The organism is Flavobacterium sp. LS1P28 (assembly GCF_003970335.1).
Taxonomy (GTDB): Bacteria; Bacteroidota; Bacteroidia; order Flavobacteriales; family Flavobacteriaceae; genus Flavobacterium.
This window is the reverse complement of sequence record NZ_RYDI01000014.1, coordinates 24,069-45,213: the sequence shown is the minus strand read 5'-3', so window position 1 is coordinate 45,213 and position 21,145 is coordinate 24,069. Positions and strand designations below refer to the sequence as shown.

Sequence of the window (21,145 nt, the reverse complement as noted above, 5' to 3'; positions counted from 1 at the left end):
TTTGAAATCTAAATTACTTATATTTGTTGACCTAAAAAAAAACTTATAGTGAGTCAAATCAATAAGCTAAAAATATTCAATGATCCCATTTATGGGTTTATTACCATACCCAATGCCTTAATTTACGATTTAATACAGCATCCTTATTTTCAGCGTTTGCGCCGTATTTCCCAGATGGGCTTGTCGTATTTAGTATATCCTGGTGCCAATCATACCCGTTTTCATCATGCTTTAGGTTGTATGCATTTAATGCAAAAAGCGGTTGATGTATTGCGTTTTAAGGGAGTTTCAATATCTCCTGAAGAAGAAAATGCACTCTATATTGCCATTTTGTTACACGATATAGGACATGGCCCTTTTTCGCATGCTATGGAAAGAAGTATCGTTGAGGATGTACATCATGAGGAAATTTCCTTATTGTTCATGAATCAGTTAAATGTGGAATTCAAGGGCCAGTTGAGTCTAGCCATTCAGGTTTTCAAGGGGGAATATGACCGGAAATTTATGCTGCAACTTATTTCGAGCCAATTGGATATGGATCGTATGGATTATTTGAAACGCGATAGTTTTTATTCGGGTGTTTCAGAAGGCAATGTCAATTCAGAACGATTGATCCAAATGATGAATGTTGCGGATGATGTTTTGGTTATTGAAGAAAAAGGAATTTATTCTGTTGAAAAATTCTTGATGTCCAGACGATTAATGTACTGGCAGGTTTATTTACACAAAACCAGTTTAGTGGCCGAGTTAATTTTGACGAAAGTCCTAAAAAGAGCTAAAGAGTTGACCTTAAAAGGAGTACAATTGCCTTGCAGCAAGCCGTTGTCTTTTTTTATAGAAAATAAAGTTACGATGGACACATTTGATGCTCGGAGGTTAGATTTATTTGCACAATTAGATGATTTTGATATTATTGGGGCTTTAAAAGCTTGGCAAAAAGAGGATGATTTTATTCTGTCGTCTTTGAGTAAAATGATTGTCAACCGTGATTTATTAAAAATAAAATTGACGAGTGAAAAAGTCACTTTGGAAGAATTACAGCCGTTGAAAGAACGTTTTGCAGCAGAGCATCATATTTCTTTACAAGAAACAAACTATTTTATTTTTAGAGGAAAAATAAAAAATCAGGCTTACAGCAAACAGGCAGAACCCATACGGATTTTGAATAAAGACAAAACAATTGAAGACGTTGTGGATGCCTCTGATCAATTGAATTTGAAATCATTATCTAAATCCGTTACTAAATATTACATATGTTTTCCAAAACAACTGTTATAAATTCAGTATTTAAAACCTATTTTTTATATTTTTGTCGGGATGAAATTTACAGCAGAACAAATAGCAGGGATTTTAGAAGGTGAAGTTGTAGGAAATCCCATGGCAGAAGTTTCTAGATTATCAAAAATCGAAGAAGGCATCGAAGGATCACTAACTTTCTTGTCAAACCCCAAGTATCAGAATTATATTTATTCTACTAAAGCATCTGTAACAATTGTTAATGATACTTTTATAGCAGAGGCACCAATTACTACAACTTTGATTAAAGTGATTGATGCGTATTCCGCATTTTCAAAATTATTAGAATTTTACAATCAGGTAAAATTAAATAAAAGTGGGATAGAACAACCCTCTTTCCTTTCGGACAGCGTTAAATATGGAGAAAGTTTATATTTAGGGAGTTTTAGTTATGTAGGTCAAAATGTCGTTTTAGGAGAAAACGTAAAAATTTATCCCAATTGTTTTCTGGGTGATAATGTAGTAGTAGGGGATAATGTTATTCTATTTGCTGGTGCAAAAATTTATTCAGAGACCATAATAGGGAATAACTGTACGATACATTCCGGAGCTATAATAGGTTCAGATGGTTTTGGTTTTGCACCTAATCCAGACGGAACTTACACTAAAATCCCACAAATAGGAAATGTTATTATTGAAGACAATGTTGATATTGGGTCTTGTACTACAATAGATAGAGCCACAATGGGTTCAACTATTATACGAAAAGGCGTGAAGCTGGACAATCAAATTCAAATTGCGCACAATGTTGAAATTGGGGAGAATACGGTAATAGCGGCGCAAACCGGTGTTGCGGGTTCAACTAAAATTGGCAAAAACGGAATGATTGGTGGCCAAGTTGGAATTTCTGGACACCTAACCATTGGCAATAATGTACGAATTCAAGCGCAATGTGGTGTAGGAAGGAATATTAAAGATAATGAAATCTTACAAGGAAGTCCCGCATTTGGGTACAATGATTTTAGTAAATCGTACGTTCATTTCAAGAATTTACCCAAAATTGTTGCAGAAATCGAAGAATTAAAAAAACAAATTTTAAACCAAAAAAATGGAAAAAATGGTTAAACAGAAGACCATCAAAACAGAAATCTCTCTAACTGGAGTTGGATTACACACAGGTAAAGAAGTGAAAATGACTTTTAAACCTGCTCCAGTCAATAATGGTTTTACTTTTGTTCGAGTAGATCTAGAGGGACAACCTATTGTGGAAGCTGATGCAAATTATGTAGTAAATACACAAAGAGGAACCAATTTAGAAAAGTTAGGGGTCAAAATTCAAACACCAGAACATGTTTTAGCGGCATTGACGGGTTGTGACTTAGATAATGTCATCATAGAATTGAATGCTTCTGAACTACCAATAATGGATGGCTCCTCTAAATTCTTTGTTGAAGCTCTTGAAAAAGCGGGTATCGAAGAACAAAGTGCAAAAAGGAATGTATATATAGTAAAAGAAGTTATTTCATTTACTGATGAAGCCACAGGCAGCGAAATTTTAGTGATGCCAAGTGATTATTACTGTGTTACGGCAATGGTTGATTTTGGAACTAAAATTTTAGGGACTCAAAATGCGACTATGAAAAATATTTCTGATTTCAAAACGGAGATATCTGAGTCAAGAACCTTCAGTTTCTTGCATGAATTAGAATCTCTTTTAGAGAACGGTTTGATAAAAGGAGGTGATTTAAATAATGCTATTGTGTATGTTGATAAAGAAATATCAGCCACTACAATGGAAAGTTTAAAACTCGCTTTTGGAAAAGAGCAAATAACGGTTAAACCAAATGGTATTTTAGACAATCTGACTTTGCATTATCCGAATGAAGCGGCAAGACACAAACTACTTGATGTAATAGGTGATTTAGCTTTAATTGGAACTAAAATACAAGGTAAGGTAATAGCTAACAAACCAGGACATTTTGTCAATACACAATTTGCGAAGAAAATGGCTAAAATCATAAAAATTGAACAACGAAATTATGTTCCTGTTTTTGATTTACATCAGGAACCACTGATGGACATTCATAAAATCATGGCAGTTCTGCCTCATAGACCCCCATTTTTATTGATTGACAGAATTATCGAAATGTCAGAAACTCATGTGGTGGGAATGAAAAATGTAACCATGAACGAAAACTTTTTTGTAGGTCATTTTCCTGAAGCTCCGGTTATGCCAGGTGTTTTAATTGTGGAGGCCATGGCGCAAACAGGAGGGATTCTTGTTTTAAGCACGGTTCCGGATCCGGAGAACTATTTGACTTATTTTATGAAAATAGATAATGTTAAATTTAAACACAAAGTATTACCAGGCGATACTTTGATTTTTAAATGCGATTTAATTACGCCAATCCGACGAGGTATTTGTCATATGCAAGCAAATGCGTATGCAAATGGAAAACTGGTTGCTGAAGCAGAATTGATGGCCCAAATTGCTAAGAAACAGTAATTTTTTTGTTGATTTGGTTAATCGTGTATTCGGTTAATCGATTAAACAGTTAAACGATTAAACAAAGAATATGAATCAACCACTAGCATATGTTCATCCCGGCGCTAAAATCGCCAAGAATGTTGTCATTGAACCGTTTACAACCATCCATAATAATGTAGTTATTGGGGATGGCACTTGGATAGGATCTAACGTTACCATAATGGAAGGCGCAAGAATAGGAAAAAATTGTAATATATTCCCTGGTGCAGTAATTTCAGCAGTTCCACAGGATTTAAAATTTGGCGGAGAAGATTCTTTAGCAATTATTGGAGATAATTGTACCATAAGAGAATGTGTGACCATCAATAGGGGAACAATAGCCTCCGGACAGACTACCTTAGGTAATAATTGTTTGGTAATGGCAACGGCGCATATTGCCCACGATTGTCACATAGGTGATAATGCTATTATTGTAAACGGAGTCGCTCTGGCTGGTCATGTAACCGTTGGTAAATATGCCGTTATTGGAGGATTGGCTGCCATTCATCAATTTATCCATATTGGAGATCATGCCATGATTTCTGGTGGATCCTTAGTAAGAAAAGATGTTCCCCCGTTTACCAAAGCCGCAAAAGAACCTTTGTCGTATGTAGGTATTAATTCTGTGGGATTAAGAAGACGTGGTTTTACAACAGAAAAAATCAGAGAAATTCAAGATATTTACAGAATTCTGTACCAAAAAAATTATAATACCACGCAAGCTTTGGGTATTATTGAAGCTGAAATGGAGGCCACGCCAGAAAGAGATGAAATCATTGATTTTATTCGAAACTCCTCAAGAGGTGTAATGAAAGGCTATTCAGGAAATTATTAATAATCAACAAATCAACAAATAAAATAAAAATGGCATCTACATCAGACATTAAAAACGGATTGTGTATTAAATACAACAACGATATCTACAAAATAATTGAATTTCTTCATGTAAAACCAGGAAAAGGACCAGCTTTCGTTAGAACTAAATTAAGAAGTTTAACAAACGGAAAAGTATTGGATAACACTTTTTCTGCGGGTCATAAAATTGAGGAAGTTCGAGTTGAAAATCATAAATTTCAATATTTGTATCCGGAAGGTGATGAATTCCATTTTATGAATACAGAAACCTTTGAGCAAATTTCCTTGAATAAAAATATTTTGGATTCCCCAGGATTATTAAAAGAAGGCGAAAATGTAATGGTAAGTATCAATACAGAGACTGATTTACCTCTTTCTGTAGATATGCCGGCATCTGTAATTCTTGAAGTGACTTATGCGGAACCAGGTATCAAAGGAAATACTGCTACAAATGCAACAAAATCAGCAACTGTTGAAACAGGAGCCACTGTAAATGTACCTTTGTTTATCAATGAAGGAGATAAAATTAAAATAGATACTGCATCAGGTTCTTATATGGAACGTGTAAAGGAGTAGTTTTTATAGGTTTTCAGTATCAGTAGATAATTCAAGTTGTAAAGAATTAAAACTGGTACTGAAAACTGAGACTAAAGAAATGAAAAAATGAAATTCCAAAAAGTATATACTTTAGAAGAAATTGCAACTATCATCGACTGTGAATATGTTGGTGATGCTAATTTTCCTGTTTTGGGAATGAATGAAATTCATGTTGTCGAATCTGGTGATATTGTTTTTGTAGATCATCCTAAGTATTATGATAAAGCGTTAAACTCAGCGGCAACTATAGTTTTAATCAATAAAAATGTAGCTTGTCCTGATGGAAAAGCATTACTTATTTCTAATGATCCGTTTAGGGATTTCAACACATTAACAAAACACTTTAAACCTTTTCAGTATTCAAATGTTTCAATAGCTGCTTCAGCTTTAATAGGTGAAGGAACTGTAATACAGCCAAATACATTTATTGGGAATCATGTTATCATTGGAGAAAATTGTGTGATACATTCTAATGTTTCTATTTATGATTATACCGTAATTGGTGATAATGTAATCATTCACGCAGGAACAATTTTGGGTGCCGATGCTTTTTATTATAAAAAACGTCCCGAAGGATACGATCAATTACTTTCCGGTGGAAGAGTGGTTATCAAAGACAATGTGGGAATTGGAGCGCTTTGTACAATTGACAAAGGTGTTACTGGCGATACAATTATTGGTGAAGGCACAAAAATTGACAATCAGGTGCATGTAGGTCATGACACCGTGATTGGGAAAAAATGTTTAATTGCTTCACAAACCGGAATTGCCGGATGCGTTATTATAGAAGATGAAGTTACAATATGGGGACAAGTAGGAACTACCAGCGGAATCACAATAGGAGCAAAGGCTGTTATTCTAGGGCAAACCGGAGTTACAAAATCAGTAGAAGGAGGTAAATCCTATTTTGGAACGCCAATTGAGGAATCAAGAGAAAAATTGAAGCAACTGGCCAATATTAAAAAGATACCAGAAATTCTTACTAAACTAAAATAATATGTCTGCAAAAGAAATCGTTCAACAATTTTATAAATCAGATGCTTTAATCGACAGCGAAGTCATCAAAGATTATTTGCACCCGGAAGTAATAGTAGAATGGAATAGCAGCAAAGGATTCATTCAGTTGGATTATAATTCTTTATTAAATTTATCTAATGATTTAAGCAAAGCGTACGTTCGTTCTAAAGTTCGAATAAGCCATATTATTGGTGAAAATAATTTAATTTCCGTGCGCTATTCTCATTTTGTCAAAACAATTGAAAATCCTAGAGAAGAGATGTTATTAGCACATTTTATAGCTATTTGGGAAATAAAAGACAATAAATTATACAGAGGGTATCAAATGAGTCAATTATCCTAATTTAGTGTCAAAAAACTGAACACTGAACACTGATTACTGCTTACTATTTTATACTTTTGCATAACAATTTTAAAAACTACATAAAAAATATATCATGAGTGTTTTAGTTAATAAAGATTCCAAAATAATTGTTCAAGGTTTTACAGGAAGTGAAGGAACTTTCCATGCTTCTCAAATGATTGAGTACGGTACTAACGTTGTTGGTGGCGTAACTCCAGGAAAAGGAGGAACAACTCACTTAGACAGACCCGTTTTCAATACTGTAAAAGATGCTGTAGAACAAGCAGGAGCTGATACAACAATCATTTTTGTTCCACCGGCTTTTGCTGCTGATGCAATAATGGAAGCTGCAGATGCAGGCATAAAAGTAATTATTGCAATTACTGAAGGAATACCTGTGGCTGACATGATAAAAGCAAATAGTTACGTAAAAGAAAGAAATGCTCGTCTAATAGGACCTAACTGCCCAGGAATAATTACTCCGGGTGAAGCTAAAGTTGGTATTATGCCAGGTTTCGTTTTCAAAAAAGGAACTGTTGGTATTGTTTCTAAATCGGGAACATTAACCTATGAGGCAGCGGATCAAGTAGTTAAGCAAGGATTAGGAATCACTACCGCTATTGGTATTGGTGGAGACCCAATCATTGGAACTACAACAAAAGAAGCTGTTGAATTATTAATGAACGATCCAGAAACAGAATGTATTGTAATGATAGGTGAAATTGGCGGACAATTAGAAGCGGATGCAGCTCACTGGATCAAAGCAGATGGTAACCGTAAACCAGTTGTAGGATTCATTGCAGGAGTTACCGCTCCAGTAGGACGCACAATGGGACATGCAGGTGCAATCGTAGGTGGATCTGACGATACTGCTGAAGCAAAAAAGCAAATCATGCGAGAATGTGGTATTCACGTAGTAGATTCTCCAGCGGAAATTGGTAAAAAAGTAAAAGAAGTTTTAGGTTAATCTAAACTCTAATTAAATATTTTAAAAGCCTCACATTTTGTGGGGCTTTTTTATTATAAATTCAATTAAAGAAATATCTTTGCACTTTATTAAATAAATCTGTTTTTCAGATGTAATCCTAATAAAAGTAAACATAAACGAATGGTTTCTAATGGACTTCACGATTTTGTGGGGTATTTTTTTGCTAAAGCCAATTCAAATTAAAATAAAAAAAATGTATAAAGAGTTAAAAAAATTCAAAGTTACCAATCAGTTTTCATTCACTACAGAAGATAGTTTAGCCGAAGTTTGTAATGCTTCAGAAGGATCTGGAATATTTTTAGTATATGCCGTAGCAGAAGAGAAAGAGTTGATTATGGTGGGTTCTACCGGAACTGTCCAAAATAACGGAACTTTGAAAATTAAAAACGGTGGTCTAAAAGAAAAAATTGTTGAAGGACACCAATTTGCTAAAACAGGAAGAAAATATTCTTGGCCAGCGCAAATGAAAATTGAAGAGATCAGCACGCTAGAAGTGGTTTGGTATGAGACATTCAACGATAAAACTAAAGTGATTCCAACATTCGTAGAAGGACAAGTTTTACAAAACTTTCTAGACGAAAATGGAAGATTACCAAAATGGAATGTAGCTTTTTAATACAATCCGTTTTTTTAAATAATTTAAAAGCTCCTATTTGGGGCTTTTTTTATTTAAATGGTGTCGACCATTTTGTATCTACATATACATTAGTTCCTGATAATGTTTGAATAAAAGCGACAAGAGCATTAACTTCGGGAGCAGTAAGATTTAATTTTTGCCCAAAACCATTTGGCGCTAATCTTGGATCCAAATTTGTATTTCCGGGAGCTAAATTGATACTTCCATAATGCCCAATAACATTTTGTAGTGTTGTTAAATTTGCCGTATGCATAAATAAACCATTAGAACTTCCGTTTGGTTTTACCAGATCTCTCAATGAAGGTGCTCTTGTGTTTGTGATGTCAATTCCCGGGGCGTTTAAAACACCTATAATACCATTGTTTTTTGTATTGGGATCAATGTCAAATTCAGGTGCGGCATGGCAAACTGCACATCCTACTCCTCCAGAAGTTCTGTTTCCGGTTGCGTCAAAAACCGGAGGCGCCAGGAACAAATTTTTACCTTGATTTTCTTGTGTCGTAAAGTTGGTGAAGGGTTGGCCGTCGTTTGCAACTAATACCCTTCCAGCATCATATTTAGAATCAAAGGATTGGATGCTTCTAATAAATTGCGCCAAAGCCAGCTGAATCTTGCTTTCAGTAATGATTTCAGAGCCATACGTATATTTAAACAATTCTTTGTAATACCCAATGTTTTGCAATTTTGAAATTAGTACTATCAAGTTTGCATCACCTAAGGTTCCGCTAAAACCCATTTCAATGTGATTTTGAATAGGTTGTGTCGTTTGTAACTCTAATGTGGTTGCTCGTTCGTCCCAAAAAAACTTGTTTTCTCTTGAAAATCTAGAATTCACCAATCTCATAGAATGTCTGGTGGTCTTTCCGTTTATTCCGTCGCTGGCAATAGCCACATCTCCAAAAGCATTTGCTTGAATGTGGCAGGAAGAACAGGAAATTGTGTTATTTGAGGATAAGTTTTTATCATAAAATAGAACCCGACCTAATGTTGCTCCTTTGTCAGTTACTGGATTTCCTGCAGTGTTATCTTTAGTTATGTAAGAAGGGATAATTTGGTTAGCATAATTACTCAAATTATTTAAATCAATTTTACCAGGAAAAGTAGCAGTCACATTGGGATAGGAATCGGCAATCACAGTTGTTTCATTGCTTTCATTTTTGCTACAAGCTGTAAAAACGAGTAATCCTACAAAAAATAATAAGGAAGAGATCTTGTTCATATCAATTGGTTAAGTTAAAAAATGAGGTCGTTGATTCTATTTGGGTTTCTTGTATTTTAGATTGTTTTTTTACTTTTTTTTATAATTAGAGTCAATTTCAAATCTAGTAATTTTATTATGATTACATCTAAACATTTTGAAGCTTTAATCATGTCAAACAGTTTTACTAAGTTTTAGGACAATTTTTTTTATAAAAGGTTTAATTGAAGATGTATTTTTTTTTCAACCCACAATTATTGCTATATTTGACAAGTGTAAATTAGCCCTGATAGAAGTGGAAATCCTTTTTCTTGTCAGTTCGATTTCGTTTGAAAAGCGAGGAGGAGAACAAGAGAAAAAGATTGAAACGGATAGCAGGAATAGCTTCAAATAAATATTAAATTAATTTTAGAACATGAAATTACTAGAAGGAAAGGTTGTTATAATTACTGGCGCAAGCCGTGGAATTGGTAAAGGAATTGCAGAAGTTTTTGCTAAAAATGGGGCAAATGTTGCTTTTACGTATAGTTCATCTGTTGAATCAGCTTTGGTTCTTGAAAATGAATTGAACGCTTTAGGGATTAAAGCCAAAGGATATCAATCAAATGCAGCCGATTTTAATGAAGCACAAACTCTTGTAGACGCGGTTTTAGCTGAATTCGGAACAGTCGATATTCTGATAAACAATGCCGGAATTACTAAAGACAACCTATTGATGCGAATGTCTGAAGGCGATTTTGATCAAGTAATTGATGTTAACCTGAAATCGGTTTTTAATATGACTAAAGCCATTCAACGTACTTTCTTGAAACAACGTTCAGGTTCAATTATCAATATGAGTTCAGTAGTAGGAGTGAAAGGAAATGCAGGACAAACGAATTATGCGGCTTCTAAAGCGGGAGTTATTGGTTTTTCTAAATCTGTAGCATTGGAATTAGGATCTCGTAACATTCGTTGTAATGTAATTGCTCCGGGATTTATAGAAACGGAAATGACCGCTAAGTTAAATGAAGATGTTGTAAAAGGATGGAGAGATGGAATTCCTTTGAAACGTGGCGGAACTACTGAAGATGTTGCTAATGCGTGTCTTTTCTTTGCTTCGGATATGAGTGCGTATGTAACGGGACAGGTTATGAATGTTTGCGGAGGAATGCTTACCTAAAATTTAATTAAAAGATTGTAAAATTCAAAGATTTAAAGATTTTTGAACTACGTAATTAATTTTTAATCATTAAATTCTTCAATCTTTTAATAAAGAATAAATGACAACAAACACGCTACTATTATTACTGCTTTCGTTACTAATAGCTGGTGGTTTGTCATTTTTTCAATATATTTACAAAGCCAAAAACAAATCGAAAGTCGGTTGGTTTTTGGCTTTTTTGCGTTTTTTATCCATTTTTGGAATTTTAATGTTGTTGATTAATCCAATACTAACCAAAAATACCTTCGAAACGGTAAAAACACCCTTACCGATTGTTGTTGATAATTCCAGTTCTATTTCTTTTTTGAATGCCAATGAAAAAGCATTAGAATTGTATAAAAGAATACAATTAAACTCAGATTTGAAAGATAAATTCGATGTGCAAACGTATCAGTTTTCAGATGATTTTGAACCTACGGAAATTTTTAATTTTAAGGGAACTCAAACCAATATCGATGTTGTTGCCAAAAATCTAAAAAGCATTTATAAAAACACAGTATATCCAACAGTTTTAATCACAGATGGAAACCAAACTTCAGGGAATGATTACGTCTATAGTTTTGACCCCTTAAATAAAGTTTATCCGGTAATATTAGGCGACACAACAAAATTATTTGACTTAAAAATCAATCAACTGAACGTTAATAAATATGCTTTTCATAAGAATAAATTTCCTGTAGAAGTTTTTTTGCAGTATTCAGGAACCAAAAGTGTAACAGCTGATTTTGTTATTTCACAAGGGAATTCGGTATTCAGTACACAATCCATTACCTTATCACCATCCAAGAAGACAGCAACTGTACCCGTACTTTTGCCGGCTGATAAAATAGGATTACAGGTTTTTAAAGTTACAATTTCATCAAAAGAAAAAGAAAAAAATACATATAACAACACCAAGAATTTTGCAGTTGAAGTTATTGATCAAAAAACAAATATTGCCATAATTTCAGCTATAAATCATCCCGATTTAGGGGCTATGAAAAGAGCTATTGAATCGAATGTACAGCGTAAAGTAATAATTGTTAAAACAAATGAAATCAAAACATTACAAGATTATAATGTTTTGATTTTATACCAACCAACGACTGAATTTAAAACTATTTTTGAAAGTAATAAAGTTGCCGGAATTAATACATTTATTATTACTGGAAACAACACCGATTTCAATTTTTTGAATCAGCAACAGGAGAATTTGAGCTTTAAAATGAGTGGACAAAAAGAAGAGTATTTGTCGGTTTTTAATAAACAGTTTAATTTGTTTGCTGCGGACAATATTGGGTTTGAAGATTTACCGCCTTTGCAAAACGCTTTTGGAACCGTAACTACAAAAGGAGTTGTGTCAGTTTTGCTTTCATATAAAATCAGAACAATAGATACGAATGCGCCTTTACTGGTTTTTGCAGAAAATCAAGGCAGGCGAGCCACTTATCTTTTGGGTGAAAATAGTTGGAAATGGCGCTTGCAAACACATGTAAATAATCAATCTTTTGAAAAATATGACGTTTTCATGGATAAGATTATTCAATTTCTGGCTTCTAATAATTCTAAAAAATCATTGGTTGTTGAACATGAAAGTTTTTATAATTCCGGTGAAGCCATTGAAATAACGGCACAGTATTTCAATAAAAATTATGAGTTTGATGAAAAAGCCCGTTTGACTATAACGGTAAAAAATACCGAAACCAAGCAAACGAAAAATTACGATTTACTAAAAGGGAATAATTCCTATAAAGTCAATCTTGACGGATTGAAAGCCGGTTCTCATACTTTTACGGTAAAAGAATTAAATTCTAAAACGACGTATTCCAGTAGTTTTGAAATTCTTGATTTTGATATTGAAAAACAATTTGTTAATCCCGACGTGGAGAAATTGACGCAATTAGCTGGGCAAACACAAGGAAAAGCGTATTTTTCAGATCAAGTAGACGTATTGATTAAAACGCTTTTAGAAAATGAGGAATACAAGACGATACAAAAGAGTAGTGTTACCAAAACTCCTTTGATAGATTGGATGTGGTTATTGGTTTTAATTTCAATTTTACTGACAACCGAATGGTTTGTTCGAAAACACAACGGATTACTTTAATACAATTAAACAACATGGATTTTAGACTGAAAGTATTTTATACTGTTGCCAATCGTTTGAGTTTTACAAAAGCGGCAACCGAATTGTTTATTACGCAACCTGCTATTTCCAAACACATTCAGGAATTAGAAGAGGACTATAAAATCAAACTGTTTGACAGAAATGGTTCTAAAATAGCATTGACAAATGCTGGTGAGGTATTATTGAAACACACCAAAAACATTTTTGAAGTATACCGCGAAATTAATTTTGACATGAGTACACTGATTAATCAACGTTCCGGATTGTTGCAATTAGGAGCCAGTACTACAATTTCTCAGTATATAATTCCGCCACTTTTATCTCGTTTCCATCAAAAATTGCAAGATGTAAAAGTAAGTTTACTCAACGGAAACACGGAACAAATAGAAAACGCTCTATTAAAAAAAGAAATTGAAATAGGAATTGTTGAAGGGCAATCCAAAAATAAATCTATTAAATATACCGAGTTTTTGAAAGACGAATTGGTTTTGGTCTGTAAGAGTTCCAATCCGTTAGTAAGTCGTGATGAAGTGACTCAGGATGATCTTAAAAAGATGCGTTTTTTAATGCGAGAACAAGGTTCAGGAACACTTGAAGTTATTGAACATGCGTTGAAACCATTTAAAATTAAAGTATCCGAACTACAAATTGAAATGCAATTGGGAAGTACAGAAAGTATAAAATCCTATTTAATGCACTCGGATTGTGTGGCTTTTATATCGATTCATGCCATAAAAAAAGAACTTCAAAACAATGAATTGGCTATATTAGATATTGAAGACCTGATTATAGAACGATACTTTTATATTATTACGCTTCAAGGAAAAACAGATTCATTATCCGATTTGTTTATTCAGAATATTTCCAATCATTATAATTTAAAGTTATAGCAGATTATAATTTGCGATTGGCATAAATAGTTTTATCGTTCCACCTTTGTACTGTACTAATTCAACAACTTTACATTGGAAACGAATCAAAAAGCAATTCAGAAGGAATCTTTTATTTTTTTTAAAGTAAATGCCACATTGCAGCAACTCATTTTCGTTGCATTGCTTTTGTTTTGCACCACAATTTTTATTTCTCCACCAATTGCTTTGGTACTAGGATTGATTGTTGCCAACCTTTTTGGACATCCTTTTTTAGAATTGAATCATAAAGCCACTAATTATCTGTTGCAGTTTTCGGTAGTTGGTTTAGCATTTGGAATGAATGTTCACAGTGCGGTATCTGCAGGAAAAGAGGGTTTTTATTTTACAATTGCTTCTATTGTGAGCACTTTAATTTTAGGAACTTTTTTAGGAAAATGGTTTAAAACGGATACAAAAACATCACATTTAATTTCTTGTGGCACTGCAATTTGCGGAGGAAGTGCAATCGCCGCTATTGCTCCCGTAATCCAATCGAATAAAAAACAAACCTCAGTTGCTTTGGGAGTGATATTTATTCTGAATTCGGTAGCGCTGTTTTTATTTCCTGCAGTAGGTCATTGGCTGGATTTATCGCAAAAAGAGTTTGGATTATGGTGCGCTATTGCTATTCATGATACGAGTTCTGTAGTAGGAGCAGCGAGTAAATTTGGTCCTGAAGCCATGCAAATAGCCACAACAGTAAAATTAGCCCGTGCGTTGTGGATTATTCCTGTAGCATTGATTACCGCATTTATTTTCAAAAATAAATCTGGAAAAATAAAAATTCCTTATTTTATAGGATTGTTTATTTTGGCAATGATTGCCAATACCTATCTGCCAGAAATGAAGAGTGCAGGACCACATTTAGTTTCAGTTGCCAAAATAGGCCTGACGGTAACTTTGTTTTTAATTGGTGCCGGATTAAATAGGAATGTAGTGAAATCAGTGGGATTAAAACCGCTTGTGCAGGGAGTTTTGCTTTGGACATTCATTGCAGTTTCGACTTTAATTTTAATTATTTATTTAAAATAGTTTTATGACGGAAGGTTTTTCGTTTGATCACATGAAATTGTAATCTGATATAATCATACAAAAGCGCAAACAATAAAAAGGTTGCGGCAACAAAAAGTGTTTTCATTTCTAGTAAATTATACAAAAAACCACCTAGAATACAGCCCATGAAAAAGAAGATAATAATCGATAATCGGAGATAAATACTTGTTTTAAGTTTTTTATTTTCTTCGGGTTTTTTATAAAAAAACAACTGTGACAGTTCGATTCCCAAATCAGTAAAAAGCCCCGTTAAATGGGTTGTTCTAACTGTAGACTGAGAGATTTTTGTAACCAAAGAGTTTTGTATTCCCATGGCAAAAAGCATCGAAAAAGCAATCCATTTTCCTTCAATGCTGGATAATTCAGACGCTAGTCCAAAAATACCAATGCCAATCAAAACAATCATTTCCAGTGAAATAGGAATGACGTGGGATAAATCAGGATGTTTTTTAGAAATTAATTCTGCTAAAAAATTAGAGGTAAAAGCGCCCAACAAGAAGAAAATAGTAAATACAAAAAAGGTAATGGCTGCTATATAATTCTGTTTCATTATTTCTTCGGCAAAATAGGCAAAATGTCCCGTAACATTTGTGGTCAATGTGTGTACGGATAAAACTCCAGTAACATTTACAATTCCGGCAACAAAAGATAGTAAAGTGGCTAAACGCAGGTTATGAATAAAAGTTCTGTTTTTTCCTTGATGTCGAAACATAGTTGTAGTTTTCTTGTTTTAATTAACAGAATCTTAAACCCAATTTTTTCTAATAACGATTTAAAGAAATACATTTGTACTTCAAAAAAATAAATTTAATGAAAAATTTTAAAATTAGACCTACACTTATCACTTTATCTGCTCTTGGAGTTGCACTTTTTCTTTTGTCATGGGGCGTTATTGGTCATGAACGAATCAATAGAGCGGCGGTAATGGCACTTCCAAAACCATTGCAGACCTTTTTTTACAATCATATCGATTTCATTACCCAAGAATCTACTGTTCCGGATTTGAGAAGAAATGTTTTGAATGATAAAGCAGAGCCGCCCCGTCATTATTTTGACATGGAGAATTTTGGAGCTGTGGAAACGATTCCTAAAACTATGGAAGAAGCGAAGCTGAAGTACGATGAAAAGTTTTTGACTAAAAACGGAATTTTACCTTGGTATATTCAGGATATGATGGTCAAATTGACTAAAGCGTTCAAGGACAAAAGAAAAAATGAAATTTTATTTATTGCGGGGGATTTAGGCCATTATATTGCCGATGCACACATGCCGTTGCATACATCAGACAATCACGATGGACAAAACACGAATCAAAAAGGAATTCATTCCTTATGGGAAAGCCGTTTGCCGGAATTGTTTGCCAAAGGGTATAAATTAAATGTACCTGAAGGAATATATTTAGACAATGTGGAGAAAGCTACTTGGGATATCGTTTTTGACACGCACAGTTTAGTGGAACCTTTGTTGGCTGCCGATAAAAAATTAAGAACTGCAACTGCTGAAAACAAAATGTACGTAACGGATGCCGATGGAAATGTTGTCAAAAACAAGTACGGAGGAATGTTATATTCGGATGAGTATGCTGCTAAATTGCACACGGAGTTGAACGGAATGGTTGAACAACAAATGAAAAAAGCCATTACCGCAACAGCAAGTTTTTGGTACACGGCTTGGGTTAATGCTGGAAAACCAGATTTAAGTACTCTTGATACTGCCGAACTTACAAAGCGCAATAGCAAAACTTTAAAAAAGGATTTGAAAACTTTTGAAAAAGGGACACTTTTTGGTTTAACAAACGAAAAAGAATAACGATATATTTCCAATTAAAAAACGGGTGAAACTTCAATTTTGACCCGTTTTTTTATGCTAATAAATTTTTTGATATTTCTTTTTCTTTAACATATCTGAGGCTGTTTGATGATACGAAATCATTTCATTTACTAAATCCGTTCTTTCTTTTGTGAGCGGTATTTGATCATAAAATATTTAAAAATCAGTAGCTGCTTTTTGATTGGGTTTCAAAGTCAATTGAAATTGTTTGACGGTTTGTTTGAGAGAAATAATAGTCAATACATTTTACCCCGCCATCAAGAGATTTTGCATCTCCGGGAATGTCAATTTTTCCATTTGGATACGTGAATGGTCTGTGATTGCTCACGGTCATAATGTGATTAAAAAACGGCTTATTTGCCGCTGCTTCTTTGTTTATTTCCGTGATTGCTTTGTTGTACATATCTTCATCGCAAACGTCCCAAATATTAGCAAAAGTGATTTCGTTGGGTTCAAATGTTTTTCTGTCTACAATTTCATATCCATTTCCTGAAAAGAAATCGCCCATATTGTCAAAAAAGGAATCGCCGCCATACATGAATTTTACAGTATAGCCTTTTTGTTTAAAGAGCATTCCGGTAGGGAATTTATTTTTATTGTCTTTCCTTTTTATAACACTTTCGCCGGGAGTAGGAAGAAAACATAAAGTAATGGCTTCAAGTTCACTTTTCATAAATGCCATATAAAATTTATATAATAGGCTGGTTTTTTAATTAATTGACAAACATATTTTGAGAATTTTATTTAACGGATAAAGCAGGAATTGCCAATAACGATAATGTGAAGAGAAGCAGGTAAATTCCTGGAATTTTGATTTTTTGTACAAAAGCGGGAATGCTTTCAAGATAGTTTTTTGATTTCTTTACTTTTAAAATAAGTGACCAATCCTGTACAAATAAATAGTGCAGAAAATAAGGGAATAACAGGATAGGATTGCATAATATTACCTATCACTTCATTAGTATACACCAGATAATTTACTGCGATAAAATTGTATTTGACCCCAAATTCATTCCGAAAAAGGTATTCACTGATTCTATTTTGTAAAATTAAACCACATATAGAAAGATGACAAAGGAAAATAACCAGAACCTGATTTGTTTCGGTATTTTGTATTGGAGATGAAAATATGATAGAGCCACAAAAAGTCACTGACCAAAACAAAAACAAAAATCAGATAAAAATCCAAATATAAATAAGTGTAGCGTATCAATCCAAGTAAAGGAGGCTTGTGTGATGGGATAAAAAAAAATAATAACTCTTAAAATAAAACTCATACTAATGTAAAACACTACAATTAAGCACTGAGAATGTAGTGCCGTTTTTCTAATTCATAAAAACAGACTAACTTAGTAGCCTGCTAGCAAGAGTGGATTAGGATAATGAAGTAATTTTATACTTTAAAGAGTCTAGCTGTAACGGCTATAAAACTCTTAAACGCAAATAAAAAAATAAAAATGAAAATAATAGCAGTCATTCCCGCACGATACGCCTCGACACGATTTCCTGCCAAACTAATGCAGGATTTAGGTGGTAAAACGGTAATTTTAAGAACGTATGAAGCAGCTGTAAACACTAAATTATTTGATGCTGTTTTTGTAGTAACTGATTCCGATTTAATTTATGACGAAATACGTACTCACGGAGGAAACGTTATTCGAAGCATCAAAGAACACGAATCCGGAAGTGATCGAATTGCAGAAGCAATAGAAAATCTGGATGTTGATATTGTAGTCAATGTACAAGGAGATGAGCCTTTTATTGATGCGGCACCTTTAGCTAAAGTGATTGAAGTTTTTAGAAATGATTTGGATAAAAAAGTAGATTTAGCGTCGTTGATGCGCGAAATCACGAATGAAGCAGAGATTAATAATCCCAATAATGTAAAAGTTGTGGTGGATCAAAACGGATTTGCCTTGTACTTCTCCCGATCGGTTATTCCGTATCCAAGAGCGAAAAATGTAGGCGTACGGTACCTGCAACATATTGGTGTTTATGCGTTTAGAAAACAAGCATTATTGGATTTTTATAGTTTGCCCATGCAATCATTAGAAGCATCTGAAAAACTAGAGCAATTGCGTTATCTTGAATTTGGAAAACGCATTAAAATGATCGAAACTACTCACATTGGTATTGGTATTGATACCCCAGAAGATCTAGAAAAAGCTAGGAAAATGTTAAAAATTCAGAGATGAAAAACCGTTTTGATTAGGCAATTTTCTCGATGACAATAAGTTCATTATGAACTTCAACTCTTGGAATAGTTCTAATTTTAAATTGATTTTTGTAAAACTCGGTTACATATTTTTTATTTCTTTGATTTTGATTCTCATCTAATAACATCGTATTAAAAAGAATAAAACCATGACTTTTTAAAAGCGAGCAAACCCTATTGGTAAAAAAAGGTTCAAATAAAAAATTAGGCATTGTAGTGTCCTGGAAAATATCAATGATAATCAAATCGTATTTAGTAGGGGTTTTTAACACAAATGCAAAAGCATCCTCAATTACAATTGTAAGATTTTTTGTTTTATCCAAGTCAAAATAGGCATTGGCTATTGTAATTATTTCAGGATCAATTTCAACACCGGTAATTTTTCCTTTGTATTTTATTTCTTCTACCAATGTTTTGATGACACTTCCACCAGCAACACCTAAAACTAAAATATGCTCCATGGTCACAATTTTTTTGTATCCAATGTTTTTTAAGCCTAACCTCAGAATCCGTTGCAAACTGCCATAGGAATAATTTGTGTTTTGCGAATCCATGACCAGTTCCCCATTTGCCCAAGTCACCTCAATCGATTTGCTCAAAGCCGATTTAGTTTGATAAATAGTTAAAGGAATTACGTAGCTGAATATTTTTTTTAGCATTAATGATAGATTTACCCAAAAATAAGATATTAATTATTTATTTTGTACGAAAGAAAGCAAGAATGAAGAAACAATTATACAAATGGATATTTTCCAGACTAATGGGTTGGAAAGTAGTGGGTAGTATTGATCCAAATATCACGAAATGTGTCATGATGATAATGCCACATACCAGCGCTCATGATTTTTATTTAGGGGTTTTTATCCGAGCAATAACCGGTTTACAAATGAATTGGGTAGGCAAAAAGGAATTGTTTCGTTTTCCTTTGGGATTTTATTTTAGATACATGGGTGGAGAACCGCTTGATAGGACAGGAGGGTTGAATAAAGTGGATTCTATTGCAGCTATTTTTCAAAGAAAAAAGGTTTTTCGTCTGGCAGTAGCTCCGGAAGGAACCCGTAAAAAGATTAGCAAACTTAAAACAGGATTTTATTACATTGCTTTAAAAGCAAAGGTTCCTGTAATTCCTATTGCATTTGATTTTGGAAAAAAAGAAATTAATTTAGGAAATCCTATTTTTCCTTCGGGAGATATTGAGCCCGATATAACCGTTTTGAAAAAACATTTTATAGGAGTCAAGGGTAAAATTCCAGAACAGGGATACTCATTTGAATAACTCTTAAAAAAACTTAAAAAATGTTAAAACCATATAATTGATTTCTCGTAAGTGTATTAAAACTCTAAAATATACAACATGAAACATTTGGTTATTAGTACCGCATTTTTAGTTTTATTTTTCGCTTGATACAATAATAATGATTCTGATACTAGCCCGGCAGAATTAAATTTGATGACATCCAGTAATACCTCCGGGAAAATTACGCTTACCAATTTATTAACTACAACACCAATAGTCAAATTATTTGCCAGTGCTGCTTCAGCCACTGATGGTGGATTAATTATAATTAAAAATTTCTCAACTGTTTTCGCTTCAACTGCTGCTGCGGGAACAATTGCAGTAACGAATCAAGTACGGATTTATTGTTCTAATTCACTTTTAGGCAATCCTGTGGCTGTGGCTTATGACAGTGTTACAAAAAACATATATGTTGCTGAAAGATTAAATGCAGGAGGACAAGTACTAACGTATAGTTTTCCTGTTGCTTCGGGTGATTTTGCTCCCGTAAATGCGAGAGCGGAAGCGGGTGTAACGTCAATTTTTGTCTTAAGAAAATAGATTTTTGTTTTCAAGAATGCTTTTTTAATCCATAACCCCAATTCTAAAATCAGAATTGGGGTTATTTATTTAATTTGGAACATAACTCTTGAAAGAGCCATTTTTATAAAAGATAACAATGGTGTCAATTTCAGAAGCAACCGCTTCACCAGGACTATTTATTGGATCACTTTTTTTAGTTTCCAATGCAGGAATCAAAACAGTATTTTTTAGTTCAGAAAATAAATTCTCAGGGATTATATGATCACTGGCCAGAGCAGGGATATTTTGTTCAGAGACCTGATTAATAATTCTTTCTTTTGCCTTAAACTCTTCCGCATTTTTTGGAAAGGTTCCTTTTCCATTCAGAATCCAATACAAATCAACATCAGGAAAAACATCTAAAATTTTAAGTATAAAATCCAAGCTTGGTTTGTTTCTCCCAGAAAGCAGGTGAGACAGGCTGGAGCGTTGCACACCAATTTTATCTGCAAAAGAAGAGGCATTCAAATTGTAGTAGTCCAGTATAATCTCTAATCTTTTTATAAAATCTTCTATGTTTACCATTGTAAATTAATGTAAAAATTAACTAGTTACAAATGTAATCAAAA

The 21,145-nt window shown here is 33.6% G+C and carries 22 protein-coding genes; 17 read left to right on the top strand and 5 right to left on the bottom strand.

Going from position 1 to position 21,145, the window contains the following annotated elements; genetic code table 11:
- Positions 1-48: 48 nt before the first annotated feature.
- The 9 genes from EKL97_RS11295 to EKL97_RS11255 all read left to right on the top strand — a co-directional run bounded on the left by EKL97_RS11295 (position 49) and on the right by EKL97_RS11255 (position 8,179).
- Positions 49-1,278, top strand: coding sequence for an HD domain-containing protein (locus EKL97_RS11295; protein ID WP_126568898.1), 1,230 nt, complete (start codon positions 49-51; stop codon positions 1,276-1,278).
- 39 nt (positions 1,279-1,317) lie between these two features.
- Positions 1,318-2,361, top strand: a complete 1,044-nt coding sequence (lpxD, locus tag EKL97_RS11290; RefSeq protein ID WP_126451547.1) for a UDP-3-O-(3-hydroxymyristoyl)glucosamine N-acyltransferase — start codon at positions 1,318-1,320, stop codon at positions 2,359-2,361.
- Positions 2,354-3,742 carry a bifunctional UDP-3-O-[3-hydroxymyristoyl] N-acetylglucosamine deacetylase/3-hydroxyacyl-ACP dehydratase gene (locus tag EKL97_RS11285; protein ID WP_126460118.1) on the top strand — a complete coding sequence of 463 codons (1,389 nt, stop codon included), beginning with the start codon at positions 2,354-2,356 and terminating at the stop codon, positions 3,740-3,742. Before lpxD ends, EKL97_RS11285 begins: the two co-directional genes overlap by 8 nt.
- A 70-nt stretch (positions 3,743-3,812) precedes the next feature.
- Entirely contained in the window at positions 3,813-4,598 is a 786-nt protein-coding gene (gene lpxA, locus EKL97_RS11280; protein WP_126451549.1) for an acyl-ACP--UDP-N-acetylglucosamine O-acyltransferase, read from the top strand.
- Positions 4,599-4,627: 29 nt separating this feature from the next.
- Positions 4,628-5,194, top strand: coding sequence for an elongation factor P (efp, locus tag EKL97_RS11275; RefSeq protein WP_126459482.1), 567 nt, complete (start codon positions 4,628-4,630; stop codon positions 5,192-5,194).
- 87 nt (positions 5,195-5,281) lie between these two features.
- Positions 5,282-6,211 (top strand): UDP-3-O-(3-hydroxymyristoyl)glucosamine N-acyltransferase, encoded by a 930-nt coding sequence (locus EKL97_RS11270; protein ID WP_126568897.1) that lies wholly within the window; start codon positions 5,282-5,284, stop codon positions 6,209-6,211.
- A gap of 1 nt (position 6,212) precedes the next feature.
- Complete coding sequence (locus EKL97_RS11265) at positions 6,213-6,575, top strand: nuclear transport factor 2 family protein (protein WP_126451552.1); 363 nt, start codon at positions 6,213-6,215, stop codon at positions 6,573-6,575.
- Positions 6,576-6,669: 94 nt separating this feature from the next.
- Positions 6,670-7,542 (top strand): succinate--CoA ligase subunit alpha, encoded by an 873-nt coding sequence (sucD, locus tag EKL97_RS11260; RefSeq protein ID WP_126451553.1) that lies wholly within the window; start codon positions 6,670-6,672, stop codon positions 7,540-7,542.
- 214 nt (positions 7,543-7,756) lie between these two features.
- On the top strand, positions 7,757-8,179 hold the full coding sequence (locus EKL97_RS11255; protein ID WP_126459488.1) for a hypothetical protein: 423 nt from the start codon (positions 7,757-7,759) through the stop codon (positions 8,177-8,179).
- 49 nt (positions 8,180-8,228) lie between these two features.
- Here the strand turns inward: EKL97_RS11255 and EKL97_RS11250 are convergent, their stop codons facing one another.
- On the bottom strand, positions 8,229-9,419 hold the full coding sequence (locus tag EKL97_RS11250) for a cytochrome-c peroxidase (RefSeq protein WP_126568896.1): 1,191 nt from the start codon (positions 9,417-9,419) through the stop codon (positions 8,229-8,231).
- A gap of 394 nt (positions 9,420-9,813) precedes the next feature.
- On the opposite strand from EKL97_RS11250, the gene fabG reads away from it, so the two are divergent.
- The 4 genes from fabG (at position 9,814) to EKL97_RS11230 (ending at position 14,652) form a co-directional block, all read left to right on the top strand.
- Positions 9,814-10,560, top strand: coding sequence for a 3-oxoacyl-[acyl-carrier-protein] reductase (fabG, locus tag EKL97_RS11245; RefSeq protein WP_126568895.1), 747 nt, complete (start codon positions 9,814-9,816; stop codon positions 10,558-10,560).
- Between the two features lie 100 nt (positions 10,561-10,660).
- On the top strand, positions 10,661-12,688 hold the full coding sequence (locus EKL97_RS11240; protein ID WP_126568894.1) for a hypothetical protein: 2,028 nt from the start codon (positions 10,661-10,663) through the stop codon (positions 12,686-12,688).
- 14 nt (positions 12,689-12,702) lie between these two features.
- Positions 12,703-13,599 (top strand): LysR family transcriptional regulator, encoded by an 897-nt coding sequence (locus EKL97_RS11235; RefSeq protein ID WP_126568893.1) that lies wholly within the window; start codon positions 12,703-12,705, stop codon positions 13,597-13,599.
- 75 nt (positions 13,600-13,674) lie between these two features.
- On the top strand, positions 13,675-14,652 hold the full coding sequence (locus EKL97_RS11230; RefSeq protein ID WP_233588579.1) for a YeiH family protein: 978 nt from the start codon (positions 13,675-13,677) through the stop codon (positions 14,650-14,652).
- Here the strand turns inward: EKL97_RS11230 and EKL97_RS11225 are convergent.
- On the bottom strand, positions 14,636-15,385 hold the full coding sequence (locus EKL97_RS11225; RefSeq protein WP_126553328.1) for a YoaK family protein: 750 nt from the start codon (positions 15,383-15,385) through the stop codon (positions 14,636-14,638). The two genes, EKL97_RS11230 and EKL97_RS11225, sit on opposite strands and share 17 nt — an antisense overlap.
- Before the next feature lie 98 nt (positions 15,386-15,483).
- Here EKL97_RS11225 and EKL97_RS11220 point away from each other — a divergent pair, with 98 nt between their 5' ends.
- Positions 15,484-16,482: a zinc dependent phospholipase C family protein gene (locus tag EKL97_RS11220; protein ID WP_126553326.1), complete on the top strand. Its 999-nt coding sequence runs from the start codon at positions 15,484-15,486 to the stop codon at positions 16,480-16,482.
- A gap of 184 nt (positions 16,483-16,666) precedes the next feature.
- On the opposite strand, the gene EKL97_RS11215 is transcribed toward EKL97_RS11220, so the two are convergent.
- The gene (locus tag EKL97_RS11215) at positions 16,667-17,176 is read right to left on the bottom strand and encodes an LTA synthase family protein (protein WP_233588578.1); all 510 of its coding nucleotides are present in this window, start codon (positions 17,174-17,176) and stop codon (positions 16,667-16,669) included.
- A gap of 784 nt (positions 17,177-17,960) precedes the next feature.
- On the opposite strand from EKL97_RS11215, the gene kdsB reads away from it, so the two are divergent.
- Entirely contained in the window at positions 17,961-18,698 is a 738-nt protein-coding gene (gene kdsB / locus EKL97_RS11210) for a 3-deoxy-manno-octulosonate cytidylyltransferase (protein WP_126568891.1), read from the top strand.
- 13 nt (positions 18,699-18,711) lie between these two features.
- On the opposite strand, the gene EKL97_RS11205 is transcribed toward kdsB, so the two are convergent.
- Positions 18,712-19,377: a spermidine synthase gene (locus EKL97_RS11205; RefSeq protein WP_126568890.1), complete on the bottom strand. Its 666-nt coding sequence runs from the start codon at positions 19,375-19,377 to the stop codon at positions 18,712-18,714.
- Between the two features lie 62 nt (positions 19,378-19,439).
- Here EKL97_RS11205 and EKL97_RS11200 point away from each other — a divergent pair, with 62 nt between their 5' ends.
- Together EKL97_RS11200 and EKL97_RS11195 are read left to right on the top strand one after the other, a co-directional pair.
- Positions 19,440-19,994: a 1-acyl-sn-glycerol-3-phosphate acyltransferase gene (locus tag EKL97_RS11200; protein WP_126568889.1), complete on the top strand. Its 555-nt coding sequence runs from the start codon at positions 19,440-19,442 to the stop codon at positions 19,992-19,994.
- 174 nt (positions 19,995-20,168) lie between these two features.
- Positions 20,169-20,555, top strand: coding sequence for a hypothetical protein (locus EKL97_RS11195; protein ID WP_126568888.1), 387 nt, complete (start codon positions 20,169-20,171; stop codon positions 20,553-20,555).
- A 69-nt stretch (positions 20,556-20,624) separates the two neighbouring features.
- Here EKL97_RS11195 and EKL97_RS11190 read toward each other — a convergent pair whose 3' ends face one another.
- The gene (locus EKL97_RS11190) at positions 20,625-21,101 is read right to left on the bottom strand and encodes a helix-turn-helix domain-containing protein (RefSeq protein ID WP_126568887.1); all 477 of its coding nucleotides are present in this window, start codon (positions 21,099-21,101) and stop codon (positions 20,625-20,627) included.
- Positions 21,102-21,145 lie beyond the last annotated feature (44 nt).